This window comes from Candidatus Eisenbacteria bacterium, assembly GCA_016235265.1.
Lineage (GTDB): Bacteria > Eisenbacteria > RBG-16-71-46 > RBG-16-71-46 > JACRLI01 > JACRLI01.
Map to the genome: position 1 here is coordinate 81,104 of JACRLI010000015.1, position 24,705 is coordinate 105,808.

The window sequence follows — 24,705 nt, forward strand, 5'->3', positions numbered from 1 at the left end:
GGAGCCGGCCTACTTGCCGCCGTTCTTGATGTACTCGATCAGCGCGTTGGCCTCTTCCTCGGTCACGCCGCCGGGCACCACCATCGGCACGTTGTTCGACTCGGCCATCAACTGCTTGGTGACCGGGTCGTTGGCGATCATCACCGCGGTGTGCATCAGCTGCGCCTTGATCCACTCGGCGCTGCGCTGCCCGGCCACCGGGGCCAGGTCCGGACCGATCTTCTTGGAGCCGAAGGCGTGACAGGCGACGCAGGTCTTGGAGACGAACAGTGCCTTGCCCTTCTCTGCGAGCGCCTTGTCCACCGGGGTGCCCGAAGCGGGCGGGCCGGCGTCCAGCGCCGCGTAGTCGTTGTTCGGCGGGGTCCAGGTGTCGCCGCCCGGAGCCGCAGGGGCGGCTTCGGGGGTGGCGCCCGGGGCGGCCTCGGTGGCGGCGCCGCCGGTGGCCGCCGGCTCGGTCTTCTGGCCGCAGCCGGCCAGGGACAGCACGCCCAGCACGATCAGCGCCAGGGCCGCGATGCGAACGATACGGAACATCGGGTGATTCCTCCTTGTGGTGTCTAGAGCCCGAGCTCGGCGATGGTCTTCTTGACCGCGTCGCCGCTCTTCTGCAGCAGTCCCATCTCCTCGGCCGAGAGCTTGAGCGGAATGATCTGCTCCACACCCTTCGCGCCGAGCACGATCGGCACTCCGATGAACAGGTCCTTCATCCCGTACTCGCCCTCGAGGGCCACCGAGGCCGGCAGGAGCCGCCTGCGGCCGGTGATGATCGCATGCGCCATCAGGGCGGCGGACGCGCCCGGCGCGTAGAACGCGCTGCCGGTCTTGAGCAGGGCCACGATCTCGGCGCCGCCGCCGGCGGTGCGCTTCGAGAGGGCCGCGATCTTCTCCGGCGAGATCAGTTCGGTGATGGAGATGCCGCCCACCGTGGTGTAGCGCGGCAGGGGCACCATGGAGTCGCCGTGTCCGCCCAGCACCATGGCGTGGACGTCCTCGGGCGACACGCCCAGTTCCAGGGCCACGAAGGCGCGCAGGCGGGCCGAGTCCAGCACGCCGGCCATGCCCGTGACGCGGTTCTTCGGGAAGCCGGTGACCTTCCAGGTGAGGTAGGCCATCACGTCGAGCGGGTTGGTGACCAGGATCACGTGGGCGTTCGGGGCGTGCTTCCGGATCGCCTCGGCGGCGCTCCGGGCGATGTCCGCGTTCACCTTGAGGAGATCCTCGCGGCTCATGCCCGGCTTGCGGGCCACGCCGGCGGTGACCACCACCACGTCCGAACCCTCGATCGCGGCCATCTCGTGGCTCCCGGTCAGGAGCGCGTTGAAGCCCTGCACCGGGGCGCTCTGGAGCAGGTCCAGCGCCTTGCCCGCGGCCAGCCCTTCCACGACGTCCACCAACACCACGTCCGCGATGCCCATCTGTGCCACGTACAGACCACAGGACGCGCCGACGTTACCGCCGCCGCCGATGATGCTCACCTTCCTGGCCACGATGCTGCCCTCCTCCCCGGGTTACCCGCCCGGCCGGGGCCGCGCCCCGGCGGGCTTGCTACGGATTTCACACAGCGGGACGCCATCCACCGCAAAAAGAGAGGCGGGACCGCCCCGCCTCGGTGCTGCCTTGTGCTGGCGCTGCCTCACCCTGCCGCGGAGCGCCCGGTCAGTTCTCTTCGGCGACCACGGAGATGCGCTTGCGCGCGGTCCGGGCCACCTTCTCGAACACGACCTTGCCATTGACCAGGGCGAACAGCGTGTCGTCCTTGCCGATGCCGACGTTGCGGCCGGGCCGGAACACCGTGCCACGCTGCCGCACCAGGATGTTCCCGGCGAGCACCGCCTCGCCGCCGAAGCGCTTCACACCCAGCCGCTGGGCGTTGGACTCGCGACCGTTCTTGGAGCTGGACTGCCCTTTTTTGTGAGCCACTCTACTTCACCGTCCTCGGAACCGCCGCGCGGATAAGGAACCGCTACGCGGAAATGCGGGTGATCTTCAGCACCGTCTCGTCCTGGCGGTGCCCCTTCGTCCGATGGTAGTCCCGCTTGCGCTTGAACTTGCCGATCGTGACCTTCTTGCCCTTGCGGTGCTCCAGGACCTCGGCTTCCACCGAGGCGCCGGCCACCTGGGGGCGCCCAACCTTGACCGCCGCGCCTTCCCCCACCAGCTTCACCTGGTCGAAGCTGATCTTCGAACCGGGCGTGCCGACGTGGAGCAGCACCACGATGCGCTCGTTCTCGTGCACCGGGTACTGGAGCCCGCCGATCTCAACGACTGCAAACGACATGAAATCCTCCTCGAACCTGCGACGCTTTTTGGCACAAACGTAGAATTTATAGCAGATTGCGGGCCCGGGCGTCAACCTATCCACACTCCTGCAATCATAAATCGTTATTTTTCAGGACCTTGGAGGCACGTCGCCCGACGAGGCGCGCCCCGTCCTACTGCTCGAACTGCCGCGTGATGTCCGTGCCCGACTTGGCCTGGAGAATGCGGATATCCTCGCGCTTGAGCTGCGGGTCGTCCTTGAAGTCGATGCGCAGCTTGTACTGCTTCTCCAGGGCCTCCACGCGGTGGTTGTTCTCCTCCAGCACGTACACCGCCGCCTCGGGGTGGAGTTTCACCTGGATGGTGCGCTCCCGGCTGCCCAGCCCCACGCGCCGCAGCAACCGCTCCAGCCGTCTCAGAATCGACTCCAGCGAGTACACCTTGCCGCTGCCGGCGCAGGTGGGGCAGTCCTCGGTGAAGTAATGGAACAGGCTGGGGCCCTGCCGCTGCCGGGTCATCTCCACCAGGCCCAGCGCGCTGACCTCGAAGGTCTTGGTGCGCGAGCGGTCGCCCTTGAGGTAGGTGCGCAGCTCGTCCAGCACCGCGCGCTTGTTGGCCTCGATCTCCATGTCGATGAAGTCGATGACGATGATCCCGCCCAGGTCGCGCAGGCGCAGCTGCCGGGCCACCTCGCGGGCGGCCTCCATGTTGGTCTTGAAGATGGTGTCTTCCTGGTTCTTGCGCCCGGTGAAGCGGCCGGTGTTGACGTCGATGGCCACCAGCGCCTCGGCCTGGTCGATGCTCAGGTAGCCGCCCTTCTTCAGCCACACCTTGCGCTGCATCAGCTTCTCGATCTCGCTCTCGATGCCGAAGTGGTCGAAGATGGGCTTGTTGCCCTTGAACAGCTTGACCCGCGAGCGGAGCTCGGGCGAGAAGGTCTTGAGGTAGTCCAGGATCTCGTCGTGGACGTCCTTGCTGTCCACGGTGACCTGGTTCACGTCCTCGGTGAACAGGTCGCGGATCAGGCCGATGCTCATGTCCATCTCGCGGTTCACCACCGCGGGCGCCTTGGCCACCAGCGCCTTCTTCTCGATCTTGGCCCACAGCTTGACCAGGTTCTTCACGTCGGCGGTGAAGTCCCGCTTGGTCTTGCCCTCCCCCGCGGTGCGCACGATCAGGCCCGCGTTGTCCGGCTTGATCTCGGCGATGATCTGCTTGAGCCGGGTGCGCTCCTCGCGACCTTCGATCTTGCGGGAGACTCCGACGTGGTCCAGCCCGGGCATGAACACCACGAACCGGCCGGGCAGCGAGATCTGCTGCGTCACCCGGGCGCCCTTGGTGCTGATGGGCTCCTTGGTGACCTGCACCAGGATCTCCTCGCCCTTCTCGAGGAACTCCTCGATCTTGAGCTGCGAGGTCTTCTTCTTGCCCCGGCGCCGGTGCTCCTCGAGATCGCTCAGGTCGTCGATGTCCTTCAGCGACTCCGCGAGGTCGGAGACGTGCAGGAAGGCGGTCTTGGGCAGGCCCAGGTCCACGAAGGCGGCCTGCATGCCGGGAAGCACGGCGTTGACCTTGCCCTTGAAGATGACGCACACCATATGAGGCCGGTCGGCGCGCTCCACCAGGATCTCGNNGACTCGTGCGGGTCGGCGTTGATGACGATTTCCTTGAACATGTCAGGACCAGTCCGTGGCTGCGGCCAGGGCGCCCGGGTGGGACACGATGGCCATGAGCGGCGTCAGACGCCGCGTGCCGCTGGTCACCCACAACCCGGTGCGCTCCACGCGCACCAGCCGGGGGTCCAGCTCGCTCAGGCCGGTCAGGCGGGCGACGAACATCTCGGGACGCATCCCGCCGTTGACCGGGGTATCGAATCGAATCTCGGGCACGCCGGCGCGGCACTCGGCCGCCGCGCCGCGCGCGATTCCTCGGGCGTCCGCCGTGCGGGCGTCCGGGCCGGGCTTCACCGGCCAGGCGACGGGCTGCGCCGCGCGGCGCAGCTCCTCCAGGGCGCGGCCCCACCGCTCGGCGCAGGCGCCGGCGTCGAGGCCAAGGGACTTCAGCACGGGCGCGCTCATCCACGCCCTCCACGAGGCGGTGTCCAGGGCGGCGGACAGCGAGGCCGGCTTGCCGGAGAGCACCACCGCTTCGTGCGCCTCCAGCCCGCGGTTCATGCACGCGTTCAGCTCCGCCAGGAACCCCTCGTCCACCGAGCGCGAGAATTCCAGGTCCAGGTACTCGGCACGGCTGGTGAATCCCAGCGGCAGCGGCGGCCCGGAGGCCATCTTCGCGTGCGGCACCTGCCCCTGAGAGTAGGCCAGCGGCAGGCCCGCGCGCCGCACCGCGCGCTCCAGCGCGCGCATCACTTCCAGGTGCGAGGTGAACCGGACCTCCTCGCCCTTCACATACTCGATGCGGAAGCGCAATCCGCGCTGCCACGCGGCCGCCGACGCGGGCGCCTTCCTGCGCTTGCGCCCGAACAGGCGCGGGTCCGGGCCGGGCGTGGCGGATTCCCCGGATACCGGCTCCGCGGCCGTGCCGTTCGAAGTGCCCGCGACTCCCGCGGCCGGTCCATTCGAGGCCGGGGACGCGAGACCGCCGGCCGCGGCATCGCCCTCCGCGGCCAGGCCCGCGCCCGTGGGCTCGGGCTCGCGGAACATCGCCCAGGGCAGCGGCTCATCCGGGGCGAAGGCGGCACGCAGTTCCTGCCCGTCCAGCCCGCACGCCGCGAGCGCCTGGAGCCACAGGTCCGCCGCCACGGGCTCGTCCAGGGTGGCCGGCAGGCATCCCAGTCTCCAGGCCTGCAGCACCGCCTCGCCGACGCGCCGGTCCCCTCGGGCCACCAGCCCGCCGATCCAGGCGCGCTCGGCCGCGCCGCGGCGCACGTACAGCCGCCCCCGCGCGATGCGCCGCTTGAGCAGCGCGAGCCGGGCGCGCATGTCGTCCAGGTCCGCGAGGGCCTCGCGCTCGAAGCGCGTGTGCGGCCGCGGCAGGAATACGTCCGCGCTGGCGGAGACCTGGAACGCTCCGGCGAACGCGCCCGTCTTCCCCGCGGCCTCCGGCAGGTCGCGCACCGCCGCCTGCGCGCGCTTCAGCAGGGCGGGCACGGCCTCCACGTCCTCCGGGGTCTCGCCGGGCAGCGCCACGGTGAACCCCAGCCGGGCCGAATGCCAGCCCTGGCGCTGGGACTCGCGCACGCCGGCCAGCAGATGTTCCTCGTCCGGGGTCAGCCCCAGCGCCCCGCGCAGGCGCACGCCGGCGGCCAGCACCGCGAACGAGAGCGGCCCGCGCCGCAGTCGCACCAGGCGCTCGGCGGTGGGACGCACCAGCTCGTCCCCGCCGACGGATGCCAGGGCGATGCCCAGCTGACGGCCCAGCAGCACCTGGTCGGCCCGCTCGAGCAACGTCAGCAACTCCACCCCGTGCGCGCCGGGCGGCAGCTGCAGCAGCGCTTCCTCCCAGCCGGTGGCGTCGAGGCCGCGCGCCAGCTCGGCCACCACGTCCCCCACCGGGCGCACCGCGGGGTCGCGGTGCGGGAAGCCCGAGCGGCACGCCGGGCAGCCGGTGGAACAGCCCCGCGCCACTTCCACGCACAGGCGGTCGGAGGCGATCTCCGAGAGCGGCTGAAGGAACGGCGCGGAATCGGCGTCCGGCTGGCCCTGCGGCAGGGCGAACAGCGGGGCGATCGAGGGGGGGGCGCCGGATCCTTCCAGCGGCCGCGGGAGCAACCTCCCGCGCGAACCCACCGCCGTTCCGTACAGCGAGGGCACATAGACGCCCGAAATCGCGGCCGCCTGCCGCAGCGCCTGCGCGCGCGGCAGCGCGCCGTCGCGGCGACGGAGCGCCAGGCCCACCAGGTCGTCGAGCGCGGTCTCGAGGTCGCCCACCACCACCAGGTCCGCGAAGCCGGCGAACGGCTCGGGATTGAACATCACCGGCCCGCCCAGCACCACCAGCGGGCCGTCCTCCCCGCGCTCGCGGGCCAGGACCGGCAGACGCAGCAGGTCCAGCAGCTCCGGCACGCCCGTGGCCAGCTCTTCGCGCGCAACGGGCACCACCACGAGATCGAACCCGGAGGCGGGCGTGCGGCTCCCCAGCGCGGGCAGCGGCAGGCCGTGGGCGCGCAATTCGGTGGCGAAGTCGGGTGCGGGAGTGAAACAGAGATCGGCGGCGGCGGCCTCGAGGCGGTTCACGCGGTGCAGCAGGCCCGCCACGGAGGGCTCCATGGCGCGCTCCAGCGCGTCGGGAAACGCCAGCAGCACACCGATGCGCCCCTCCCGGGGCCTGGACTCGAGGTTGTGGATATTGCCGAGATAACGATTGGGCTTTTCGACCCGCGGGAGGATCCGATCCTCCAGCTGGTCCAGCGTCACGCGCATGTTGGATCCTTACAATATCGGGAACCGGTGCAGGGCCCGGGAGCCTGTCCCGGGCGCAGCGGCGGAATCGGCAAAGTCAGGGCTCGCCGGCCGCACATCCGCCCGCCCTTGAGGGGCCGCGGGTGCGGCCGGGCGGGCAAACTGAGCCAACAAAGCAGGATAGCATTGGTGGGGACTCGCATACAAGGAGGGGAAATTGGGGGGATTCCAGGCCGGCGGGCCCGCGCCGGCCTCACTCGCAGCCGCCGGCCCCCCCGACCCTGGCCCGGTCCATGAACAGCCAGCCCGGCCGGCCGCGGCGATCCACGATCCGGGCCCACCAGTTCGACTCGGGCGCCCGCAGCAGCTCGCAGGGCAGCTCCGGGCCACCCTCGTCGTCCCAGAACTGGTCCAGGGTGTGGATATACCCCCGGTGCCACACCTCCCAGACTGCATCCCCCTGGTAGTCGAGCACGAAGAGCGACTCGCCCTCGGTGGTCTCGAAGGGCAGAAACTGCCCCGCCGGCGTGGCCCTCGTCATGCGCACGATTCCCGCGCGCAGCACGTGGACGTTCCCGGTGACCGCGGTGAAGCGCTCGCCGTCGCGCAATCGGTACGCGACCCGCGTGGTGTCCCCCTCGCGCCGGTAGACCGTCAGCGGTCCCTCCGCCCACCAGCGACCGTATCCGCAGCATTCGAAAGGACAGGCTCCCCGCTCGATGAACTCGCGATCCGGGTCGAGGTGCGCCGGCCCATGGCGGCGGGGCGCGCCGTCCACCGCCGCCAGCCCGGAATCCGCGATGAGGACCGCAGAGCACACCAGCAACGCGGCCACCGACGTGAAGACGAGCGCCGGGGGCCGTCCCCGCGCATCACGCCTCCCACCTGTCCCGAGGGAGTGTCGTCCTCCGGACGCCAGATTCAACTCGAGCCCCTCCCGCGGGAATTCTTGCGCACCGGCGGGCGCGAGGCCAGCCCCGGGCCGGCGACCATCCCCCCCGGCCCCCGCGCCAGTGCCGCCCGCAGGAACGGCGCGGTGCGCGAATCGGCGCTCTGCGCCACCTCCTCGGGCGCGCCCTGCGCCACCACCCGGCCGCCGCCATCGCCCCCCTCGGGGCCCAGGTCCAGGACCCAGTCGGCGTGCGCCAGCACCTCCGGGTGGTGCTCGATCACCACCACCGTGTGCCCCCGGTCCACCAGCTTGTCCAGCACCTCCAGCAGCACCCGAACATCGGCCGGGTGCAGCCCGGTGGTGGGCTCGTCCATCAGGTACAGGGTGGTCTCGACGCCGCCCTGCGACAGCTCGCGCGCCACCTTGAGCCGCTGAGCCTCGCCTCCGGACAGCGTGGGCGCGGCCTGTCCCAACCGGAGATAGCCCAGGCCCACCTGCCTCAGCAGGTGCAGGCGCGAGGTCACCGCCGGCGCGCCGGCGAAAAAGGCCACCGCCTCGTCCACCGTGAGCCTCAGCACGTCAGCCACGCTGCGGCCGCGGTACTTCACCTCCAGCATCTCCGGCTTGAAGCGCAGGCCGTTGCAGGCGTCGCACGGCAGGTAGACGTCGGCCATGATGAACATCTCCACCTGCACCTGCCCCTCCCCCTCGCACTTCTCGCAACGCCCCCCGGGCACGTTGAAGGAGAAGTCCCCGGGCCGGTAGCCACGCTCGCGGGAAAGGCGCTGGTCCGCGTAGAGTGCGCGCACCGGGTCCCACGCCTTGAGATACGTGGCGGGGTTGCTGCGCGAGCTCTTGCCGATCGGCGACTGGTCCAGCATGGCCACGGCGCGCAGGTCCGCGGCGCCGTCGAGGCCGCTCCAGCACCTGGGCGCGCCCGTGGGACTGCCCACCGCCTCGGCCACGGCGGGATAGAGCGCGTCCTCCACCAGCGTGCTCTTGCCCGAGCCCGACACCCCGCTGACGGCCACCAGCACGCCCAGAGGGATTTCCACCTCGAGCCCGTGCAGGTTGTGCAGTTCCACTCCCCGCAGCCGCAGTCGGGAAGCCCCCGGGACCCGCCGCGGCCGCGACGGCCGCACCGCGGCCCGCCCGTTGAGGCAGCGAGCGGTGAGCGAATCCTCCGAGGCCAGCAACCCCGCGAGGGGCCCGCGGTAGAGTACCCGTCCGCCCTGTTCCCCCGCCCCGGGCCCCAGGTCCACCACGCAGTCGGCGGCCTCCATCACCTCGCGGTCGTGCTCCACCACCACCAGGGTGTTGCCCCGTTCGCGGATGCCGCGCAGCACCTCGATCAGGCGGCGCGTGTCGCGCGGGTGCAGTCCCACCGTGGGCTCGTCCAGCACGTAGAGGGTCTCGGCCAGCCGCGCCCCCAGCGCGTTGGCCAGCTCGATGCGCTGCGCCTCCCCCCCGGAGAGCGTGCGCGTCTCGCGGTCCAGAGTGAGGTACTCCAGCCCCACGCGGCACAGGTACTCCAGGCGCGACCGGGCTTCGTCCAGGACCTGGTGCACCACCCGCGCGTCGTGCCCGCCCAGCTCCAGGTCTTCGAAGTGGGCGGCCAGGTCCCCGACGGTGCGACGGCACAGCTCGGGCAGCGTGGCCCCCGCCACGCTCACCCGCGAGGCCTCCGCGCGCAGGCGCGACCCACAACACTCGCCGCAGGGCACCGCGCGCTGGTAGCGCTTCACCAGGAAGCGATTGCCGGCCTTGTACGCCTTCGCCTGCAGCTTCGTCAGGAAGCCGACCACACCCGAGAGCTTCCCGCCGTCGCCGTGCAGCGCAACCTGGCGCTGCGCCGCCGGGAGGTCGCGGTACGGCACGTCGGTGCGCACACCGGCCGCCTTCAGGCGCGCCCGCCACACGTGGTCGTAGCGCCAGCGCCACGACCCGGCCCACGGGTCCAGCGCGCCCTGATCCAGGCTCTTCGAGGGATCGGGCACCACCAGGTCCTCGGCGAACTCCAGGGTGTTGCCGAAGCCGCGACACTTGCCGCACGCGCCCACGGGGCTGTTGAACGAGAACATCTGCGGGGTGGGCTCCTCGGCGGCGAGGTCGCAGCGGGCACAATGGAAGCCCTCGTGAAAGTCCGAGCGTACCCCTCCCTCGAGGGCGAGGGAGGCCCGCCCCTCGCCCATGTGGAACGCGCCCGCGAGCCCCTCCGCCAGTCGCGTGCGCTCCTGCGGCGCGGCCGTCACCCGGTCCGCCACCACCATGAGCACATCGCCCTTGCGCGCGCCGATCCGCGGCGGGGGATCCAGCGCCACGGCGGCGCCGGCCACGAACACCCGCAGGAAGCCCGCCGCCACCAGGTGCTCCGCCTCCTCCGGGAAGGCGCTGCGGCCGCGGGTCCGAAACGGGAACAGAACGTGGGTGAGCGCCCCCGGGTGCGACTCAATCCAGGCGGCCGCAGTCTCCGAGGCCCGGTCGGGCCGCACCGGCTCCCCGCAACGGGCGCATCGCGTGACCCCCACGCGCGCATACAGCAGCCGCAGGTAGTCCAGCAGTTCCGTGGCCGTGCCGACCGTGGAGCGCGCCGAGCGGCTCGCGTTGACCTGGCGGATCGCCACGGCCGGGCTCAGGCCCTCCAGCAGGTCCAGTTCCGGGCGCGGCAGCCGGTCCAGGAACTGCCGCGCGTACGTGGAGACCGACTCCACGTAGCGGCGCTGGCCTTCCGCGTAGAGGGTGTCGAACGCCAGCGAGGACTTCCCCGAACCGCTCACGCCGGTGATCACGGTGAGGGCGTTGCGGGGGATCTCGAGGGAGATGTTCTTGAGGTTGTGCTGGCGGGCGCCGAGGAGCCGGATTCGATCCATGGGGAGATTGTAACGGAGCCCGCCCCCAAAAGCGTGGGGGTTGCGAGGAGCTCCGCTCCTCCCAACCCCCGTGGGACGCGCCCTTGAAGAGTTACTTCTTCTTCTTGGTGGCCTTCTTCTTGGTGGCCTTCTTCGCGGCCTTCTTCTTGGCTGCCATCGGTGGATTCACCCCCTTCCGTGTCGGTAGGAATCCTCTTTTGTGTCCGGCTCTTCAGGCGCACCCACGAGATCCGAGATCTCGTTCAGCATGCGCGTGAGGTCGAACGGCTTCCGAATGAACTTGTCGACCTGCAGCCGCCTGGCTTCCGCCCTGACCTCCGGGGTCCCGAACGCGGTCATCAGGATCACCCGGCTGCCCACGTTCTGCTCGCGCATCTTCTGCACGATCGCGAGACCGCTCGATTTGGGGAGGCGGTAGTCCAGGACCACCAGGTCGAACACCTGGTCCGAGAAGATCTGCTTCTCAGCCTGTTCCGCGGTGGCTGCGATCGCAGCCTTGTAACCCGCTTCCTTAAGGGCCTTGCTCAGAGTCCGGGCCAGGAGCCGCTCGTCGTCCACGATCAGAATGGACTTCGCCAAAGAGCACCTCCGTCATGCCCAAACAGCTTTCGCTGCTACCTGATCTCAGCATGGAGCGTGCCAGCGCCAAATTGAAGCCTCGATGCATGGAAACCGTGACTGTAGTTCGCTGCATCATATTGAGTTGCGGATTTGTCCACGAAGCGGATGGGCTCGAGTCGTGCGGAGCGAGGCGGTGGATATCTTCGACGTAGTGTCAAGAAAGATAACGGCTTACGCGATTCGAGGCGGTAACTGATTGCGGATACATCTCTTGAAAATGTGTCCAGTCTGTTGACATCCCAACTATTGCGACAGTTGAGGGCTCCGGCGCTCCATCCGCTTGATGCGTTCGATGAGGCCCTGGCGGGAGACACCGAGCAGCCGGGCGGCGTGCGACTTGTTTCCGTCCACGCTCTCGAGCACCTCCTGGATGTATCGCTCCTCCACCTCTGCGAGCGTGGGGCGCAGGCCGTCCAGCGCGAACGCGCGGGGCGGCGCCTCCTCTTCCAGGGCGCGTTGCATCTCGGGCGGCAGGTACTCCGGCTGCACCACCTCCCCTTCCTCCAGCAGCAGGATGCGCTCGAGCATGTTGCGCAATTCGCGCACGTTCCCGGGCCAGCGGTAGCGCAGGAGCGCCTCGCGGGTCTCCTCGGGGATCATCCGGAACTGCTTCTTGAACTTCCGGTTGAACTCCTGGAGGAAGTGCGCCACCAGCTCCAGCACGTCCTCGCCGCGATCGCGCAGCGGCGGGAGGTACAAGTTCACCACCTTGAGCCGGTAGTAGAGGTCCTGGCGGAACGCGCCGGACTCCACGGCCCGCCCGAGGTCCTTGTTGGTGGCCGCCACGATGCGCAGGTCCACCTTGATCTCCTCGGTGCCCCCGACCCGCTTGAAGGTCAGGTTCTCCAGGAAGCGCAGCAGGCGCGCCTGGGTGCCGGGCGCCATGTCGCCGACCTCGTCCAGGAACAGCGTGCCGCGGTGGCACAGCTCCACCAGGCCCTTCTTCATGGCGTGGGCGTCGGTGTAGGCCCCGCGCTCGTGCCCGAACAGCTCGTTTTCCAGCAGCTGGTCCTGGAAGGAGGAGCAGTTCACCTCCATCATCGGGAACCGGCCGCGATCGCTCTGGTAATGAATGGCATGGGCGACCAATTCCTTGCCGGTACCACTCTCCCCTTCGATCAATACCGTGCTGGCTTCGCTGCGGGCCACCTTCGAGATCAGCTCCCGCACCTGCTCCATGGCGGGGCAGTGGCCCAGGATGGTCTCCTGGCTGAACCGGGTGAGCGCGCGGGTCTGGAAGACGTTGAGCTGGCTCTCCCGCTCGAAGCTGCGGGCTGCCTGCTCCACCGAGAGGCAGATCTCCTCCATCTCGTAGGGCTTCTTGAGGAAGTCGCATGCGCCGGCCTTCATGGCCTCCACCGCGGAGGACACGTCGCCGAAGGCGGTGATCACCACCACCTCGGTGGTGACGTCGATCTCCCGGATGCGCGCCAGGACTTGAAGCCCGGTCATGTCGGGCAGCTTGAGGTCCAGCACCACCACCTGGGGGCCGAACTCCTCCACCCGGGCCAGGCCCTGCGCGGCGGTGCTGGCCGTTTCCACCCGGTAGCCCCTCGAGACCAGCAACTTGGTGAGGCTCTTGCGGATCAGCTCCTCGTCGTCAATCACCAGGACCCGGTAGCTCACGCGCCCTCCGCCTGGGCCGCCACGTTCACCAGCGGCAGCCGCACCGTGAACTGGGCCCCGCCGGAAGGCAGGTTCCTGGCCGTCAGCGCCCCTCCCTGCTCGCGCACGATCTGCAGCGAGATGGGCAGCCCCAGCCCGGTGCCCAGGGGCCGGGTGGTGAAGAAGGGGTCGAAGATCTTCTCGAACACCTCGGGGGGGATCCCGGGGCCGGTGTCCGCGAGCACCAGGTCCACCATGGACTTCTTGGTCCGGTAGCGCTTGATGCCCAGGCCGACCTTGAGCGTGCCGCCTTCGGGCATGGCCTGCATGGCGTTGATGCCCAGGTTCAGGACCACCTGCTGGAGCAGGTCGGGGTCGGTCCACACGTGCGCGGGCTCGTCGCAGAAGTCGCGCGCGATCTGCACGCCGGCAGCCTTGAACTGCAGCTCGAGGTTGTCCAGCACGCGGCCCACCAGGGCGGAGACGTCGGTGGGGCCGGGACGGCTGACCTGGGGCCGGGCGAACTGGAGCAGGCCGCTGATGATGGTCTCGATGCGGTCCAGCTCCTTGATGACGTCGTCCAGGTCCTCCTTGCGGGGGTCCTGCGGCTTGAGCTTGCTGGCCACGAACTGGACGGTGGTGCGGATGCCGGTGAGAGGATTGCGGATCTCGTGCGCCACGCACGCGGAGAGCTCGCCCAGCGAGATCAGCCGGTCGAGCTTCTTCTGCTGCTCTTCCTCGGCCGCGGAGTCGGTGACGTCCTCGAGGAACACCACCGAGCCGGCCCGGTTGCCCGCCTCGTCGCGCATCATCATGACGGAGGGCCGCAGCACAACCTCGGCTTCGTCCACCGTGAGGCGGATCTCGAGCGACTCCTGCGGCTGTGCGAACCGGTCCTCCCGCCGCACCTCGAGCCACTTCTCGGTGGGAACGTTGAGGACCTTTTCGACGCGGCGGCCGGAGAGCTCGTCGGACGGCGTCTTGAGGATCTCCTCGGCCTTGCGATTGCCGAAGATCACACGCTCGTCCCGGTCCAGGGCGAGGATGCCCTGGTCGAAGCTGTCGAGGATGAGCTGAGGCGCCCGTTGGACGAGCGCATCGAGCTGGAGTCTTCCGCTCAAGAGCACGCTCCTTCATCCATCGCGCTCAAGCTATCACGCGCTTCGCGGCGGTCGCAAGGAATTTGTCCCCAAAATCGGGGCTGTGATAGACTGCGCCACGAGGCCACCAGCCGTCCCGAAGCGGACAGGGAAGATCCTCGAATGAAGTTCCGACGCGCCCTCACAGTCCTCCTCCTCGCCGTCGCGCTCGCGGCGCTCCCGGCCACGTGCGGCGCCGAGGGGACCATCGTGGTGCGGAGCGCGCGCCCCACCGGGCCGTTCTGCGCCCGCGTGTCGTGGGAGCCTCTGTACATCTCCGATTTCGCCCGGCTGGAGATCCACGCCGGCAGCACCCCGGACTTCGCCCCCGACGACAGCACCCTGATGTGGACCACCACCGCCGCCTCCGACACCGCCTCGGTGGTGGGCGGACTTGCCCCGGCCACGCGCTACTTCCTGCGGCTCCGGGCGGTGGGGCTGGGCGGTCTCGCCACCGTCTCCGGGGGAGTGCCGGTCACCACCCGTCCGGCGCCGGCGCAGGCCTACCGGGTCCAGTTCGAGTGGGGCGGCCGCGGCTCCATCCCCGGGCGCTTCCAGGGAGCCTCCGCCGTGGTGGTGGACCCGTCGCGCAATTTCTGGGTCAGCGACTTCCGGGGCAACCGCATCCAGAAGTTCGGGCCCACCGGGTACGGGTTCGTGCTGTGGGGCGCCACCGGCACCCAGACCGGGCAGTTCCAGGGGCCCTCGGGCCTGGCGCTGGACGGGCGCGGGGGAATCTGGGTGGCGGACTCGCGCAACGCGCGCATCCAGAAGTTCACGCTCTCGGGGCAGTTTCTGAAATCCGTCGGCTCTGCGGGCGCCGGCGAGGGCCAGTTCCGCCTGCCCCAGGGCATCGCGGTGGACAACCAGGGCTACGTCTACGTGGCCGACCCGGGCAATCGCACGGTGCAGAAGTTCTCCTCCGACGGCGGCTTCATGCTGCGATTCCCGCGGCCCTCGGCCGGGGACCCGGGCCTTTACGCTCCCAACGGACTGGCGGTGGACCCCGCCGGGTTCGTGTTCGTGACCGACGCCCGCAATCACTGCATCCACGTGTTCACCACCGAGGGCAAGTTCCTCAGCGTCATCGGGAGGCCGGGGTGCGGCCCCGGTGAATTGTGGTCGCCCTCGGGCGTCTCGATTGACATCACCGGGGCGGTGTACGTGGTGGACTCCGGCAACCAGCGGGTGCAGAAGTTCACCCGCCGCGGCGAGTTCGTGGGCCAGTGGGGCTTCCGGGGGCGCGACCCGGGCCAGTTCCTTCACCCGCAGGGCATCTCCGTGAGCGAGACCGGCGATGTCTACGTGGCCGACTTCGACAACGACCGGGTGCAGCAGTTCGTGCCCATGCCCGCCTCCCCCGAGACCGCGCCGAGCCGATGAACGCAACCAACGCCGCCGTCACCGCCTACAACTTCGAGTGGTCCCACATGGTGGCCCACGGCGGCGTGGTGCTGACCGTGCTGCTGGTGTTCTCGGTGCTGGTGGTGGCGGTGGTGATCGACCGGCTGCGCGCCATTCGGCTGGGGGGCGACCCGCAGGCGCTCCTCTCGGGCATCCGCCCGATGCTGGAGCGCGGGGACCGGGCGGGCGCGCTGGCTTCCACCGCGCAGGGCCGGGGGGCGCTGGCGCGCCTGGCGCGCGCCGGGCTGATGGCGTGGGGGGAGGAACGCGAGTTCCTGGAGGAGGCCCTGTGGCGCCAGCGCGAGCTGGAGGTCCTGGCCTGGGAGGCGCGGCTGGCGGTGCTGGGCACCATCGGCGCCATCGCTCCCTTCGTGGGGCTGTTCGGCACCGTGCTGGGCATCGTGCAGGCTTTCCAGGCGCTGGCCACCGACCAGTCGGGCGGGCCGGCCGTGGTGGCGGGCGGGATCTCCGAGGCCCTGGTCACCACCGCGGCGGGCCTGTTCGTGGCGATTCCCTCGGTGGCGGCCTTCAATCTCTTCTCGCGCCGCATCAAGGTGGCCCGCACCCGGCTGGACGCCGCCGCATCCGAGCTCCTGGGCCTGCTGGCGCGGCTCTCCCCGAGGGACCCGCAGGCCGGAGACCGCCGGTGAGCCGCTTTCGCCGCGCTTCCGCAAACGGCGACGAACCGGTGTTCTCCGATATCAACATCACGCCCTTCACCGACGTGGTGCTGGTGCTCCTGATCATCTTCCTGGTGACCGCCCCGATGCTCTTCGAGACCCGCATCCCGGTGAAGCTGCCGGTCTCATCCCAGGCCTCCGCCTCCCCCGAGGCGCATCCCACGGTGGTGGTGACCGCCGACGGCCAGGTGTTCCTGGATGACCGGCCCGTGGACGGCCCGGCCGCCCTGGTGGGTGCCCTGCGCAACGCCATCCTGACCCGTGGCGACAAGACGGTGGTGTTCAAGGCCGACGCCGAGGCCCGCCACGGCCGGGTAATCGAGTGCCTGGACGCCGCGAAGGCTGCCGGCGCCGACCGGCTCGCCATCTCCGCCCGCCAGGCCCGCCGGGAGCCTTCCCAGGGCCGCTGAGCCGGTCCGAATCCAGCCCTTGAGCCCGGGGCCCCGCCGGGGTATCCTTAGTTGTTTGTCGCCCGAAATCGGCCGTTTTTCCTTCCGGGAGGTCATTCCCTCATGTTGCATCTGTTCCGGGACCGTCGCCGCACCAAGCTGATCTGGATCGCCGTCGCCGGCGGCACCATCTTCACGTTCCTCATCGGGTTCAACTTCCTGTTCGGCACCGGCGCCGGCAGCGAGAACGCCGGGACCTCCGCCTCCCTGGGCTCGGTGTACGGCCAGCCCGTGGGACGGGAGGAGTACCAGTTGCGCCTCTCCCGCAGCCTGGAAAACTACCGCCAGCGTGCCGGGCGCGAAATGGACGACGCCAGCCTGTCCTACGTGCGGGACCAGACGTGGAACCAGTTGCTGGTCGAGAGGGTGATGACCGCGAAAGCCCGGAAGCTGGGTCTGAAGGCCACCGACGCGGAGGTCGTGTTCGCCGTGCGCAACCTGCCCCCGCAGGACATCCTGCAGGCCCCGGTGTTCCAGACCAACGGACAATTCGACCCGGCCAAGTACCGCCAGGCGCTCGAGGATCCCAACCAGAGCTGGGTCTGGCTCGAGCAGATGCAGCGTGAGGCCCTGCCGCAGTGGAAGCTGCGCCAGCTCACCACCTCGATGGGCCGGATCACCGACACCGACCTCGTCGAGGCCTACGCCCGCAATCGCGAGAAGGCCCAGGTGGTGGCGGTGCTCTTCCCCAACACCGCCAGCCCGGTGAAGCCGGAGGAAGTCACCCGCCCCGATCTCGAGGCCTACTACAAGAAGCACGAGGCGGAATTCCGACGCGAGCGGGAGGCCAGCCTGGTCCTGGTGGTGGTCCCGAAGGTGCCCACGCCCTCCGACCTGCGCTCGGCCGAGGAAAACGCGCGCAGCCTGTACGCCGAGGCGGTGAAGGACACCAATTTCGCCCGTTTCGCCTCGCAGGTGTCCGATGCGCAGGTGGGCAGCCTGCCCTCGGGCGAGCCCGGCGTGCTGGTGGAGAAGGGCCAGCTGCCCAGGGAGCTGGACGGCCCGGTGTTCGGGATGGCCGCGGGCCAGGTGCTGCAGCCGATCCAGGTCCCGGGCGCGTGGCACATCGTGAAGTACGTGGGGCCGGTGCAGGACCAGGGCAAGGAGAAGCGCCACATCATCGACCTGCAGGTGGCGGTGAAGGCCGGCGAGGAATCCCTCACCCGGGCGCACGAACAGCTCAACGCGGTGCGTGAGGCGGCCGCCAAGCAGGGGCTGCAGGCGGCGGCCACCAAGGCCGGCCTGAAGCCCGCGGTCACCGGCTGGTTCAGCGAGGAGAGCGCGCCCCCGCTGCTGATGCAGGTGCCGGAACTGGTGAGCTTCGGCGTGAACTTCAAGAAGGGCACCCTGACCCAGGTCCTCGAGAAACCCAGCGCGCTGCTGCTGGCCCAGGTGTCGGACCGCCGCAACGCCGGCCAGCGCAGCCTCGCGGAAGTCGAGCCGGAGCTCCGTACGCGCGTGGCCCAGGAGAAGTCGGTGGACCGCTCGGAGGTGAAGGCCCGCGAGTTCATGGCCCAGGCGCCCTCGGGAAGCATCGAGGAGTCCGCCAGGCAGGCCGGGGCCAGCGTGGTGGGACCGGTGGAATTCACCCGCAACGGCCCCTTTCCGCCGGCGCTGCAGTACGAGCCGGAGGTGGTCGGCTCCGCCTTCGGGTACGCCCCGGGCAGCACCCACGTGGTGCGCGGCTCGCAGGGCGCGTTCGTGTTGCGCGTGCTGAACCGGTTCGGCTACGACATGGAGAAGTTCCAGCAGGAGGCCCCGCAGTTCCGCTCCCAGCTGACGCAGGAGCGGCAGCAGGAGTACGGCCAGGCACTGCTCAAAAAGCTCATGAAGGACGCCCGGGTGCAGGACCTGCGGGCGGAAGTGGGCTTCTAGGGGCGCGAGCCCTCGCACACCGGCCGGCGGGCGCCGGCCACGGGAAGCAGAGGCCCCCGGGAGCGTGCTCCCGGGGGCCTCTGCTTCCCGCCTTCGGGGCTCGCGCGGGCCACCTATCCGGTGGGCGGCGGAGTGGGCGGCACCGGCGGCGTGGGCGGCTTCTCGTCGTCGCCCTTGGTGGCCTTCCGGAATTCCTTGATCCCCTCCCCGAGCGACTTTGCCAGCTGCGGGATCTTGGCGGCCCCGAACAGGAGGATGACCACCAGCAGGACGATGAGGACTTCACCGCGTCCTAGGAAACCCATCGATACCACTCCTTGTGTGAGAAACCGCGGGCCCGCCGCCCGCGGCGCGGAACGCTCACGGAGTCAGGCGAAGGCCCCGGTAATCCCGCCCCACGACCACGCGGATGTCGGCACTGGCCAGGGCCGTGCGCATCAGCAGCGGGAACCCTCCGTGCAGGTACTCTACCACTTCGCGGGCCGCCGCGGGGTCTCCCTTTCGGTCCAGCACCAGCGTGGTGCCGTAGTCCTGGCGGTCGGCGTTCTCCACCCGGGTGACGCGGAAGCCCCCGTCCCGGAGCGCCTCGGCCACGCGCCCCCCCGCCCCGGCGTTGCCGCTGCCGTTGAGGATCTCGATGCGCACCGCCTGCCTCTGTGCCCGCATCGCCCGGGGCGCCGACTCGCGGCCCGCCTCCGCCACGGACCCGGCCCAGCGGGCCCGCAGGCCCCCCACCGCCTTGATCGCGGCCGATCCGGCGAATGCGGCCACCAGCCCCACGGCCAGCACCAGCAGCACCACCGCCGGCCAGGCGCTCCCACCCTTGGGGACGCGGCGCTTGCGGGACGACTTCCTTGCCATCCGTACCTCCGTGCCTTTTCCGGGCCTCCGCCGCATGCGACGGGGCGGGGCCCTCCGGGTGACGCGCTACTTCTCCTGCCGGAACGCCGCCCGCAGGCGCTTCCAGCTCGCAGGCAGGCTCTCCGGCATCACCTTGGTGCCCGCCAGGGCGGGCATGAAATTCGTGTCCCCCGACCAGCGCGGCAGCATGTGCACGTGCGCGTGACCGGGGACGCCCGCGCCGGCGCACTCGCCGAGGTTCATCCCCACGTTGAGCCCCTGGGGACGGTACGCCCGGCGAACCGCGCGCTCCGCGCGCTCCAGCAGCTCCACCAGGTCGGCGCGCTCGGCGGCCGTGAGGCCGGACAGTCCCGCGGCGTGCCGACGCGGGACCACCATCACGTGGCCCGTGTTGTACGGGAACGCGTTCAGCACCACGAACGAGTGCGCGCTGCGCGCCAGGGTCCACGCCGCGCGGTCGGTGCGCGCCTTCAGGAGCCGGCAAAAGAGGCAGCCCTGCGGCTGCTTCGCGCCCACGTACGCCATCCGCCAGGTGGCCCACATGCGCTCCACGCTAGTCCTCCCCGCGCTCGTGGTAATAACGGGCCAGGCCCTCGAGCTGCTCCGGCGTGTTGATGCCGCTCACCTCGCGCGGATCCGGCGCGGCCCACGCGCCCACGCGCCGGCCCCAGCCGCGCAGCACCGCGATGGTGTCGGTGAGGTAGAACTCGCCCTGGCTGTTCTCGTCGCGCACCTCGTCCAGCGCCTGCTGCACCAGCGGGTAGCGAAAGCAGTAGATGCTCGAGTTGATCTCACGCACCTCGCGCTGCTCCGGGGTGGCGTCCCGGTGCTCCACGATCCCGGTCACGTCCCCGTTCGGACCGCGCAGGATCCGGCCGTAGCCGGTGGCGTCGTCCAGCACGGCCGTCAGGATGGTGGCGTCGAAGCCGCCGTCCAGGTGCCGCCGGAACAGCTCGCGCAGCGTGGACGCGCGCAGGAACGGCACGTCGCCGCACAACACCGCCAGGGTGCCCTCGAAGTCTTCGAGCGGGGCGCGGGCGCGGCGCACCGCGTCCCCGGTACCCAGCTGCTGCGGCTGGTCGGCGAAGACCACGTCGCGGCCGCGCAGCACCTCGCGCACCCGTTTCGCCTGGTGGCCGACCACCACCACGTTGGGGCGGAGCCCCAGGCCCTCGGCGGTGTCCACCACGTACTCCACCAGCGCCCGGCCGTCCACCTGGTGCAGCACCTTGGCCAGGTCCGAGTTCATCCGCGTGCCCCGGCCGGCGGCCAGGATCAGGGAGGCCCGGGCGTTCACGCCCGCACCACCACGTTGTCAATCAACCGGGCCTTTCCCACGAACACCGCGGCGGCGAGCAGCGTGGCGCCGGCGAGCTCGCGCCGCTCCGCCAGCGAGCGGGCGTCGAGCACCTCCACGTACTGCACGCGGCCCAGCCCGCGCAGCGCGCGCAGGACGGCGGCACGCACCTTGCCGGCGTCGCGCACCCCGGCGCGCACCTTCGCCGCGCCCGACTGCAGGGCCGCGTGGAGGCGCGGCGCGCGGGCGCGCTCGGCGTCCGTCAGGTAGCGGTTGCGGGAGCTCATCGCCAGGCCGTCGGGCTCGCGGACGGTGGGGCACACCACCACTTCCACCGGCAGGTCCAGGTCGCGGACCATGCGCTCGATCACCCGCGCCTGCTGGAAGTCCTTGGAGCCCACGTACACCCGGTCGGGCTCCACGATGTGCAGCAGCTTGGCCACCACCGTGGCCACGCCTTCGAAGTGCCCGGGGCGGAACCGCCCGCACAGCGGGGCGGACAGGAAGGGCACCGCGACCCGGGTCTCGAAGTCCTCCGGGAACACGTGGCGCGCCTCCGGCACGAACAGCGCGTGGCAGCCCGCGGCGGCCAGCAGCCGGCGGTCGCCGCGCAGGTCGCGCGGGTAGCGCCGGAAGTCCTCCTTCGGCCCGAACTGGATCGGGTTGACGAAGATGCTGGCCGCCACCCGGTGGTTCTCCGCGCGGGCCCGCTCGACCAGGCTGGCGTGTCCGGCGTGCAGCCCGCCCATGGTGGGCACGAAGCCCACGCTGCGGCCCCGGGCGCGGCACGCGCGCGACCACGCGCGCATCCGCTCGGCGGTGCGCAGCGTGAGCGGCTTCAGAGGCATCAGTAGCTCTCCTCGGCGCCGGGGAAGCGGCCCGACTTGACGTCCTTCACGTACTTCTCCGCCGCCTCGCGCGTCACCCTGCCCACCTCGGCGTAGCGCCGGACGAACTTGGGGGCGAACTCCGAGTGGATGTCCAGGAAGTCGTGGTACACCAGCACCTGGCCGTCGCAGCCGGGACCCGCGCCGATCCCGATGGTGGGGATGCGCAGCTTCCCGGTCACGGTCCGGCCCAGCTCGGCGGGCACGCCCTCCAGCACGATCGCGAAGCAGCCGGCCTCCTGGAGCGCCAGCGCGTCCGCGGTCACCCGCGCGCCTGCATCGGCGCCCCTGCCCTGCACCCGGTAGCCCCCGAACGCCAGCACCGACTGGGGGGTGAGCCCCACGTGGCCCATCACCGGGATGGACGCCCGCAGGATCGCCTCGACCGCCGGCACCATGTCCACGCCACCCTCCAACTTCACCGCGTCCGCGCCACCCTCCTGCACCAGCCGCCCGGCGTTGCGGGCCGCCTCCGCGGCGTCCAGCTGGTAGGAAAGGAAGGGCATGTCCGCCACTACCATGGCGCGCGGGCGGGCCCGGGCCACGGCCTTCACGTGGTGCAGCATGTCCTCCATGGTGACCGGCAGCGTGTTCTCATAGCCCAGCACCACCATGCCCAGGCTGTCGCCGACCAGCAGCACCTCCACTCCCGCGGCGTCCAGCAGCTTGGCGGAGGGATGGTCGTAGGCGGTCAGCACGGCGATCTTCTCGCCCTTGTCTTTCAGCATCTGGATGTCGCGGATGGTGGTGCGCTTCATGCGCGCTCCCCGTGCCCGAGCGGGGCGTAGTAGGCCACCCCCTCGCGGTGTTCCAGGATGCGCCGCACCAGGTCGCCCTGGTCCTGTTCGTTCTCCACGAAGTCGATGTCGCGGGTGTTGACCACCAGCAGCGGCGCCTGGTCGTAGTGGAAGAAGAAGTAGTTGTACGCTTCGTTGAGCTGCTCGAGATAGTCGAAGTCCATCTGCGACTCGTACGCCCGGCCGCGCTTCTGGACCCGCTTCATCAGCGTCTCCGTGGGCGCCTGGAGGTACACCACCACGTCCGGCTTGGGGACGTCCGGCTCGATGGCGCCCACGATCAGCTCGTACAGGTGCAGCTCCTTGTCGCTCAGGTTGATGCTGGCGAAGATGCGATCCTTCTGGAACAGGTAGTCGGCCACCACCCGCTGCTCGAACAGGTCGCGCTGGCGCAGCTCCTTCTGCTGCTCGTAGCGGCTGAACAGGAAGAACATCTGGGTCTGGAACGCGTACCGCGCGCGGTCCTTGTAGAACTCGGCGAGAAACGGGTTCTCGTCGTGGCGCTCCAGCAGCAGCCTGGACTTGAGCCGCTCCGCGAGGATGCGGGTGAGACTCGTCTTGCCCACCCCGATCACGCCCTCGATGGCGATGTAGGAAGGTTCGGCCATCCGCCCCTACCAGAGGCGTCCGCGGCGGCGCACCGCCGGGTGGCTCTTGAGACGCTTGAGCATCTCGCTGACCACGACGCCGGTGCGCGGGTGCGGCAGGAACGGGTCCAGCTCGTTGAGCGGAATCAGCACGAAGGCGCGATTCTCGATCTCGGGGTGCGGCAGGGTGAGCCCGGGCTCGTCCATCACCATGTTTCCGTAGAAGAGGATGTCCAGGTCCAGCGTCCTCGGGCCCCAGCGCTCGGCGCGCACCCGGCCCAGGCGACTCTCCACCAGGTTGAGGTTCCACAGCAGCCGGTGCGGGTCCAGGTCGGTCTCCAGCGCGGCCACCGCGTTCAGGAACGGAGGCTGGTCCAGCACCCCGACCGGGTCGGAATCGTACAGCGACGAGAGCCGCACCAGCTTCGTCCGAGGCAGCTCCGCGAGGTGGTCCACGGCCTTGCGGATGGTGGCCTCGCGCTCCCCGACGTTGGAGCCGATCCCGACGTAGGCCAGCTTCACGCGCGCTCCCTGTGGATTTCGATCTCCACGTGGCTCATGGCACCGGAGAAGGGCACGTTCGGCTTGCGGGCCCGCACCACCACCTCGCGCACCGCGGGGAAGCGCTCCAGCAGGTCGTCGGCGATGGCCTCGGCCAGCGCCTCCAGCAGCAGGTAGCGCTTCCGCGTTACCCGCTCCTCGATGTGCCCGTACACCTCGCGGTAATTGACGGTGTCCTCCAGCCGGTCGGTGCGCCCGGCGCCGGCCAGGTCCACGCCGAGCTCCACGTCGAACTCGAGCTTCTGCCCCAGCCGCATCTCCTCCTCGTGCGCCCCGTGGTGCCCGAAGAGGCTCAGATCGGTCAGGCGGATCCAGTCCATGACGGCAGCTCCGCCAGCCGGGCGGCCGCTTCGCGCAGCCGCCCGGTGGGAGTGGTGAGGGAAATGCGGAAGTACCCCTGGCCCTGCGTGCCGAATCCCGTGCCCGGGGTGACCACCACGCCGGCGTGCTCCAGGACGAACCGGGTGAAGCCCATCGAGTCATGCCCCGCGGGCACCTTCGCCCAGATGTAGATGGTGGCCTTGGGCGGCTGCACCTCGATGCCCAGCGCGCGGAGCCGTTCCACCATCATGTCGCGCCGCTCGCGGTAGGTGGCGATCAGCGGTCCCAGGTGCCGCGCGTCCGAGAGCCCCAGCGCGGCGATGGCCGCCTCCTGCACGAACTGCGGCGTGCCCGAGTCCAGGTGGCTCTTCACCGAGCCCAGCGCCGCCACCAACTCCGGGTTGCCCACCGCGGCGCCCACGCGCCAGCCGGTCATGTTGAAGGTCTTGGACAGCGAGAGGAACTCGATGCCGACGCTCATCGCCCCGGGCGCCTTGAGGAAGCTGGGCGCGCGGTAGCCGTCGTAGCCGATCTCGGAGTAGGCCAGGTCGCTGGCGATCCAGAAACGGTGGCGCTGCGCCAGCGTGGCCATCTCGGTGTAGAAGTCCACGTTGGCCAGCGCGGCGGTGGGGTTGTTGGGGTAGTTCAGGAACAGCAGCTTGGCCGGGCAGGCCCGTTCCACGTCCTCGGCGCGCGGCAGGAACCCGTGGGCCTCATCCAGCGGCAGGTCCACCGGCACGCCGCCGGCGAACAGGGTCCCGGAGCGGTACACCGGATAGCCGGGATTGGGGATCATCACCCGCTCCAGCGGGTTCACCAGCGCCAGCGGCAGGTGCCCGATGCCCTCCTTGGATCCGATGAGCACCAGCACTTCGCGGTCCGGGTCCACCTTCACGCCGAACCGGTGGTTGTACAGCTCGGCCACCTTGCGGCGCATCTGCGGCAGCCCCGAGTAGGCCGGGTAGCGGTGGTAGTCGGTGTTGGTCAGCGCCGCCCGGGCCCGCTCCACCACTTCCGGCGGCGTGGGCAGGTCCGGATCGCCCACCCCGAGATCAATGACGTCCACGCCCTTCTGCCGGGCCTCGTCGCGCAGGCGATCGATCTCGGCGAACAGGTAGGGCGGGAGCTGCTGGAGCCTCTCGGCGCGTTTGAACGGGTTCATGGCCAAGTAATGTAAGCCCTTGCGGGGGGCCGATGTCAAGGAGGCCGGGGCCGCGACGGCAGCGGCGGAGCGACCCGCGG

Annotated in this window: 25 protein-coding genes; 4 read left to right on the forward strand and 21 right to left on the reverse strand. The window is 70.3% G+C overall.

Features of this window, described 5'->3' with window-relative positions:
• Window positions 1-9 precede the first annotated feature (9 nt).
• The 11 genes from HZB25_08475 to HZB25_08525 form a co-directional block, all read right to left on the reverse strand.
• Window positions 10-534, reverse strand: a complete 525-nt coding sequence (locus HZB25_08475) for a cytochrome c (protein MBI5837265.1) — start codon at window positions 532-534, stop codon at window positions 10-12.
• Window positions 535-557: 23 nt separating this feature from the next.
• Complete coding sequence (mdh, locus tag HZB25_08480) at window positions 558-1,487, reverse strand: malate dehydrogenase (GenBank protein ID MBI5837266.1); 930 nt, start codon at window positions 1,485-1,487, stop codon at window positions 558-560.
• Window positions 1,488-1,656: 169 nt separating this feature from the next.
• The gene (gene rpmA, locus HZB25_08485; protein ID MBI5837267.1) at window positions 1,657-1,920 is read right to left on the reverse strand and encodes a 50S ribosomal protein L27; all 264 of its coding nucleotides are present in this window, start codon (window positions 1,918-1,920) and stop codon (window positions 1,657-1,659) included.
• Window positions 1,921-1,963: 43 nt separating this feature from the next.
• The gene (gene rplU, locus HZB25_08490; protein ID MBI5837268.1) at window positions 1,964-2,278 is read right to left on the reverse strand and encodes a 50S ribosomal protein L21; all 315 of its coding nucleotides are present in this window, start codon (window positions 2,276-2,278) and stop codon (window positions 1,964-1,966) included.
• A 154-nt stretch (window positions 2,279-2,432) separates the two neighbouring features.
• The gene (locus HZB25_08495; protein MBI5837269.1) at window positions 2,433-3,881 is read right to left on the reverse strand and encodes an Rne/Rng family ribonuclease; all 1,449 of its coding nucleotides are present in this window, start codon (window positions 3,879-3,881) and stop codon (window positions 2,433-2,435) included.
• A gap of 54 nt (window positions 3,882-3,935) precedes the next feature.
• Window positions 3,936-6,638: a DUF2344 domain-containing protein gene (locus tag HZB25_08500; GenBank protein MBI5837270.1), complete on the reverse strand. Its 2,703-nt coding sequence runs from the start codon at window positions 6,636-6,638 to the stop codon at window positions 3,936-3,938.
• A gap of 232 nt (window positions 6,639-6,870) precedes the next feature.
• Window positions 6,871-7,443: a hypothetical protein gene (locus HZB25_08505; protein ID MBI5837271.1), complete on the reverse strand. Its 573-nt coding sequence runs from the start codon at window positions 7,441-7,443 to the stop codon at window positions 6,871-6,873.
• Window positions 7,444-7,538: 95 nt separating this feature from the next.
• Window positions 7,539-10,379, reverse strand: coding sequence for an excinuclease ABC subunit UvrA (gene uvrA, locus HZB25_08510; protein ID MBI5837272.1), 2,841 nt, complete (start codon window positions 10,377-10,379; stop codon window positions 7,539-7,541).
• Between the two features lie 165 nt (window positions 10,380-10,544).
• Window positions 10,545-10,958, reverse strand: a complete 414-nt coding sequence (locus HZB25_08515; protein MBI5837273.1) for a response regulator — start codon at window positions 10,956-10,958, stop codon at window positions 10,545-10,547.
• Between the two features lie 285 nt (window positions 10,959-11,243).
• Complete coding sequence (locus tag HZB25_08520) at window positions 11,244-12,626, reverse strand: sigma-54-dependent Fis family transcriptional regulator (GenBank protein ID MBI5837274.1); 1,383 nt, start codon at window positions 12,624-12,626, stop codon at window positions 11,244-11,246.
• Complete coding sequence (locus HZB25_08525) at window positions 12,623-13,726, reverse strand: PAS domain-containing protein (GenBank protein ID MBI5837275.1); 1,104 nt, start codon at window positions 13,724-13,726, stop codon at window positions 12,623-12,625. Before HZB25_08525 ends, HZB25_08520 begins: the two co-directional genes overlap by 4 nt.
• Window positions 13,727-13,867: 141 nt before the next feature.
• Here HZB25_08525 and HZB25_08530 point away from each other — a divergent pair, with 141 nt between their 5' ends.
• The 4 genes from HZB25_08530 (at window position 13,868) to HZB25_08545 (ending at window position 18,152) form a co-directional block, all read left to right on the forward strand.
• Window positions 13,868-15,127, forward strand: a complete 1,260-nt coding sequence (locus tag HZB25_08530) for a 6-bladed beta-propeller (GenBank protein ID MBI5837276.1) — start codon at window positions 13,868-13,870, stop codon at window positions 15,125-15,127.
• Window positions 15,124-15,798: a MotA/TolQ/ExbB proton channel family protein gene (locus HZB25_08535; protein MBI5837277.1), complete on the forward strand. Its 675-nt coding sequence runs from the start codon at window positions 15,124-15,126 to the stop codon at window positions 15,796-15,798. Before HZB25_08530 ends, HZB25_08535 begins: the two co-directional genes overlap by 4 nt.
• The gene (locus HZB25_08540) at window positions 15,795-16,238 is read left to right on the forward strand and encodes a biopolymer transporter ExbD (GenBank protein MBI5837278.1); all 444 of its coding nucleotides are present in this window, start codon (window positions 15,795-15,797) and stop codon (window positions 16,236-16,238) included. Before HZB25_08535 ends, HZB25_08540 begins: the two co-directional genes overlap by 4 nt.
• 102 nt (window positions 16,239-16,340) lie before the next feature.
• Complete coding sequence (locus HZB25_08545; GenBank protein ID MBI5837279.1) at window positions 16,341-18,152, forward strand: SurA N-terminal domain-containing protein; 1,812 nt, start codon at window positions 16,341-16,343, stop codon at window positions 18,150-18,152.
• A gap of 113 nt (window positions 18,153-18,265) precedes the next feature.
• On the opposite strand, the gene tatA is transcribed toward HZB25_08545, so the two are convergent.
• From tatA to HZB25_08595, 10 genes are all read right to left on the reverse strand, one after another.
• Window positions 18,266-18,457: a twin-arginine translocase TatA/TatE family subunit gene (gene tatA, locus HZB25_08550; protein ID MBI5837280.1), complete on the reverse strand. Its 192-nt coding sequence runs from the start codon at window positions 18,455-18,457 to the stop codon at window positions 18,266-18,268.
• A 55-nt stretch (window positions 18,458-18,512) separates the two neighbouring features.
• A complete protein-coding gene (locus tag HZB25_08555) occupies window positions 18,513-19,013 on the reverse strand; it encodes a LytR C-terminal domain-containing protein (GenBank protein ID MBI5837281.1) in 501 nt (166 codons plus the stop codon).
• Window positions 19,014-19,079: 66 nt separating this feature from the next.
• Entirely contained in the window at window positions 19,080-19,556 is a 477-nt protein-coding gene (locus tag HZB25_08560; protein ID MBI5837282.1) for an HIT domain-containing protein, read from the reverse strand.
• Window positions 19,557-19,566: 10 nt separating this feature from the next.
• On the reverse strand, window positions 19,567-20,310 hold the full coding sequence (locus HZB25_08565) for an NTP transferase domain-containing protein (GenBank protein ID MBI5837283.1): 744 nt from the start codon (window positions 20,308-20,310) through the stop codon (window positions 19,567-19,569).
• Window positions 20,307-21,158, reverse strand: a complete 852-nt coding sequence (locus tag HZB25_08570; GenBank protein MBI5837284.1) for a pantoate--beta-alanine ligase — start codon at window positions 21,156-21,158, stop codon at window positions 20,307-20,309. The genes HZB25_08565 and HZB25_08570 overlap by 4 nt, the downstream gene beginning before the upstream one ends.
• Entirely contained in the window at window positions 21,158-21,955 is a 798-nt protein-coding gene (panB, locus tag HZB25_08575; protein ID MBI5837285.1) for a 3-methyl-2-oxobutanoate hydroxymethyltransferase, read from the reverse strand. Before panB ends, HZB25_08570 begins: the two co-directional genes overlap by 1 nt.
• Window positions 21,952-22,602, reverse strand: a complete 651-nt coding sequence (locus tag HZB25_08580) for a deoxynucleoside kinase (GenBank protein ID MBI5837286.1) — start codon at window positions 22,600-22,602, stop codon at window positions 21,952-21,954. Before HZB25_08580 ends, panB begins: the two co-directional genes overlap by 4 nt.
• Before the next feature lie 6 nt (window positions 22,603-22,608).
• Complete coding sequence (folK, locus tag HZB25_08585) at window positions 22,609-23,103, reverse strand: 2-amino-4-hydroxy-6-hydroxymethyldihydropteridine diphosphokinase (protein MBI5837287.1); 495 nt, start codon at window positions 23,101-23,103, stop codon at window positions 22,609-22,611.
• Entirely contained in the window at window positions 23,100-23,462 is a 363-nt protein-coding gene (folB, locus tag HZB25_08590; GenBank protein ID MBI5837288.1) for a dihydroneopterin aldolase, read from the reverse strand. Before folB ends, folK begins: the two co-directional genes overlap by 4 nt.
• Window positions 23,444-24,625, reverse strand: a complete 1,182-nt coding sequence (locus HZB25_08595) for an LL-diaminopimelate aminotransferase (protein ID MBI5837289.1) — start codon at window positions 24,623-24,625, stop codon at window positions 23,444-23,446. Before HZB25_08595 ends, folB begins: the two co-directional genes overlap by 19 nt.
• Between the last annotated feature and the right edge of the window lie 80 nt (window positions 24,626-24,705).

What these genes read in the sequence shown, in the direction of transcription:
- HZB25_08475 (MBI5837265.1), bottom strand. Translation starts at nt 534, where the DNA reads ATGTTCCGTATCGTTCGCATCGCGGCCCTGGCGCTGATCGTGCTGGGC.
- rplU (MBI5837268.1), bottom strand. Translation starts at nt 2,278, where the DNA reads ATGTCGTTTGCAGTCGTTGAGATCGGCGGGCTCCAGTACCCGGTGCAC.
- HZB25_08500 (MBI5837270.1), bottom strand. Translation starts at nt 6,638, where the DNA reads ATGCGCGTGACGCTGGACCAGCTGGAGGATCGGATCCTCCCGCGGGTC.
- uvrA (MBI5837272.1), bottom strand. Translation starts at nt 10,379, where the DNA reads ATGGATCGAATCCGGCTCCTCGGCGCCCGCCAGCACAACCTCAAGAAC.
- HZB25_08530 (MBI5837276.1), top strand. Translation starts at nt 13,868, where the DNA reads ATGAAGTTCCGACGCGCCCTCACAGTCCTCCTCCTCGCCGTCGCGCTC.
- HZB25_08535 (MBI5837277.1), top strand. Translation starts at nt 15,124, where the DNA reads ATGAACGCAACCAACGCCGCCGTCACCGCCTACAACTTCGAGTGGTCC.
- HZB25_08545 (MBI5837279.1), top strand. Translation starts at nt 16,341, where the DNA reads ATGTTGCATCTGTTCCGGGACCGTCGCCGCACCAAGCTGATCTGGATC.
- tatA (MBI5837280.1), bottom strand. Translation starts at nt 18,457, where the DNA reads ATGGGTTTCCTAGGACGCGGTGAAGTCCTCATCGTCCTGCTGGTGGTC.
- HZB25_08555 (MBI5837281.1), bottom strand. Translation starts at nt 19,013, where the DNA reads ATGGCAAGGAAGTCGTCCCGCAAGCGCCGCGTCCCCAAGGGTGGGAGC.
- HZB25_08560 (MBI5837282.1), bottom strand. Translation starts at nt 19,556, where the DNA reads ATGTGGGCCACCTGGCGGATGGCGTACGTGGGCGCGAAGCAGCCGCAG.
- HZB25_08570 (MBI5837284.1), bottom strand. Translation starts at nt 21,158, where the DNA reads ATGCCTCTGAAGCCGCTCACGCTGCGCACCGCCGAGCGGATGCGCGCG.
- panB (MBI5837285.1), bottom strand. Translation starts at nt 21,955, where the DNA reads ATGAAGCGCACCACCATCCGCGACATCCAGATGCTGAAAGACAAGGGC.
- HZB25_08580 (MBI5837286.1), bottom strand. Translation starts at nt 22,602, where the DNA reads ATGGCCGAACCTTCCTACATCGCCATCGAGGGCGTGATCGGGGTGGGC.
- folB (MBI5837288.1), bottom strand. Translation starts at nt 23,462, where the DNA reads ATGGACTGGATCCGCCTGACCGATCTGAGCCTCTTCGGGCACCACGGG.
- HZB25_08595 (MBI5837289.1), bottom strand. Translation starts at nt 24,625, where the DNA reads ATGAACCCGTTCAAACGCGCCGAGAGGCTCCAGCAGCTCCCGCCCTAC.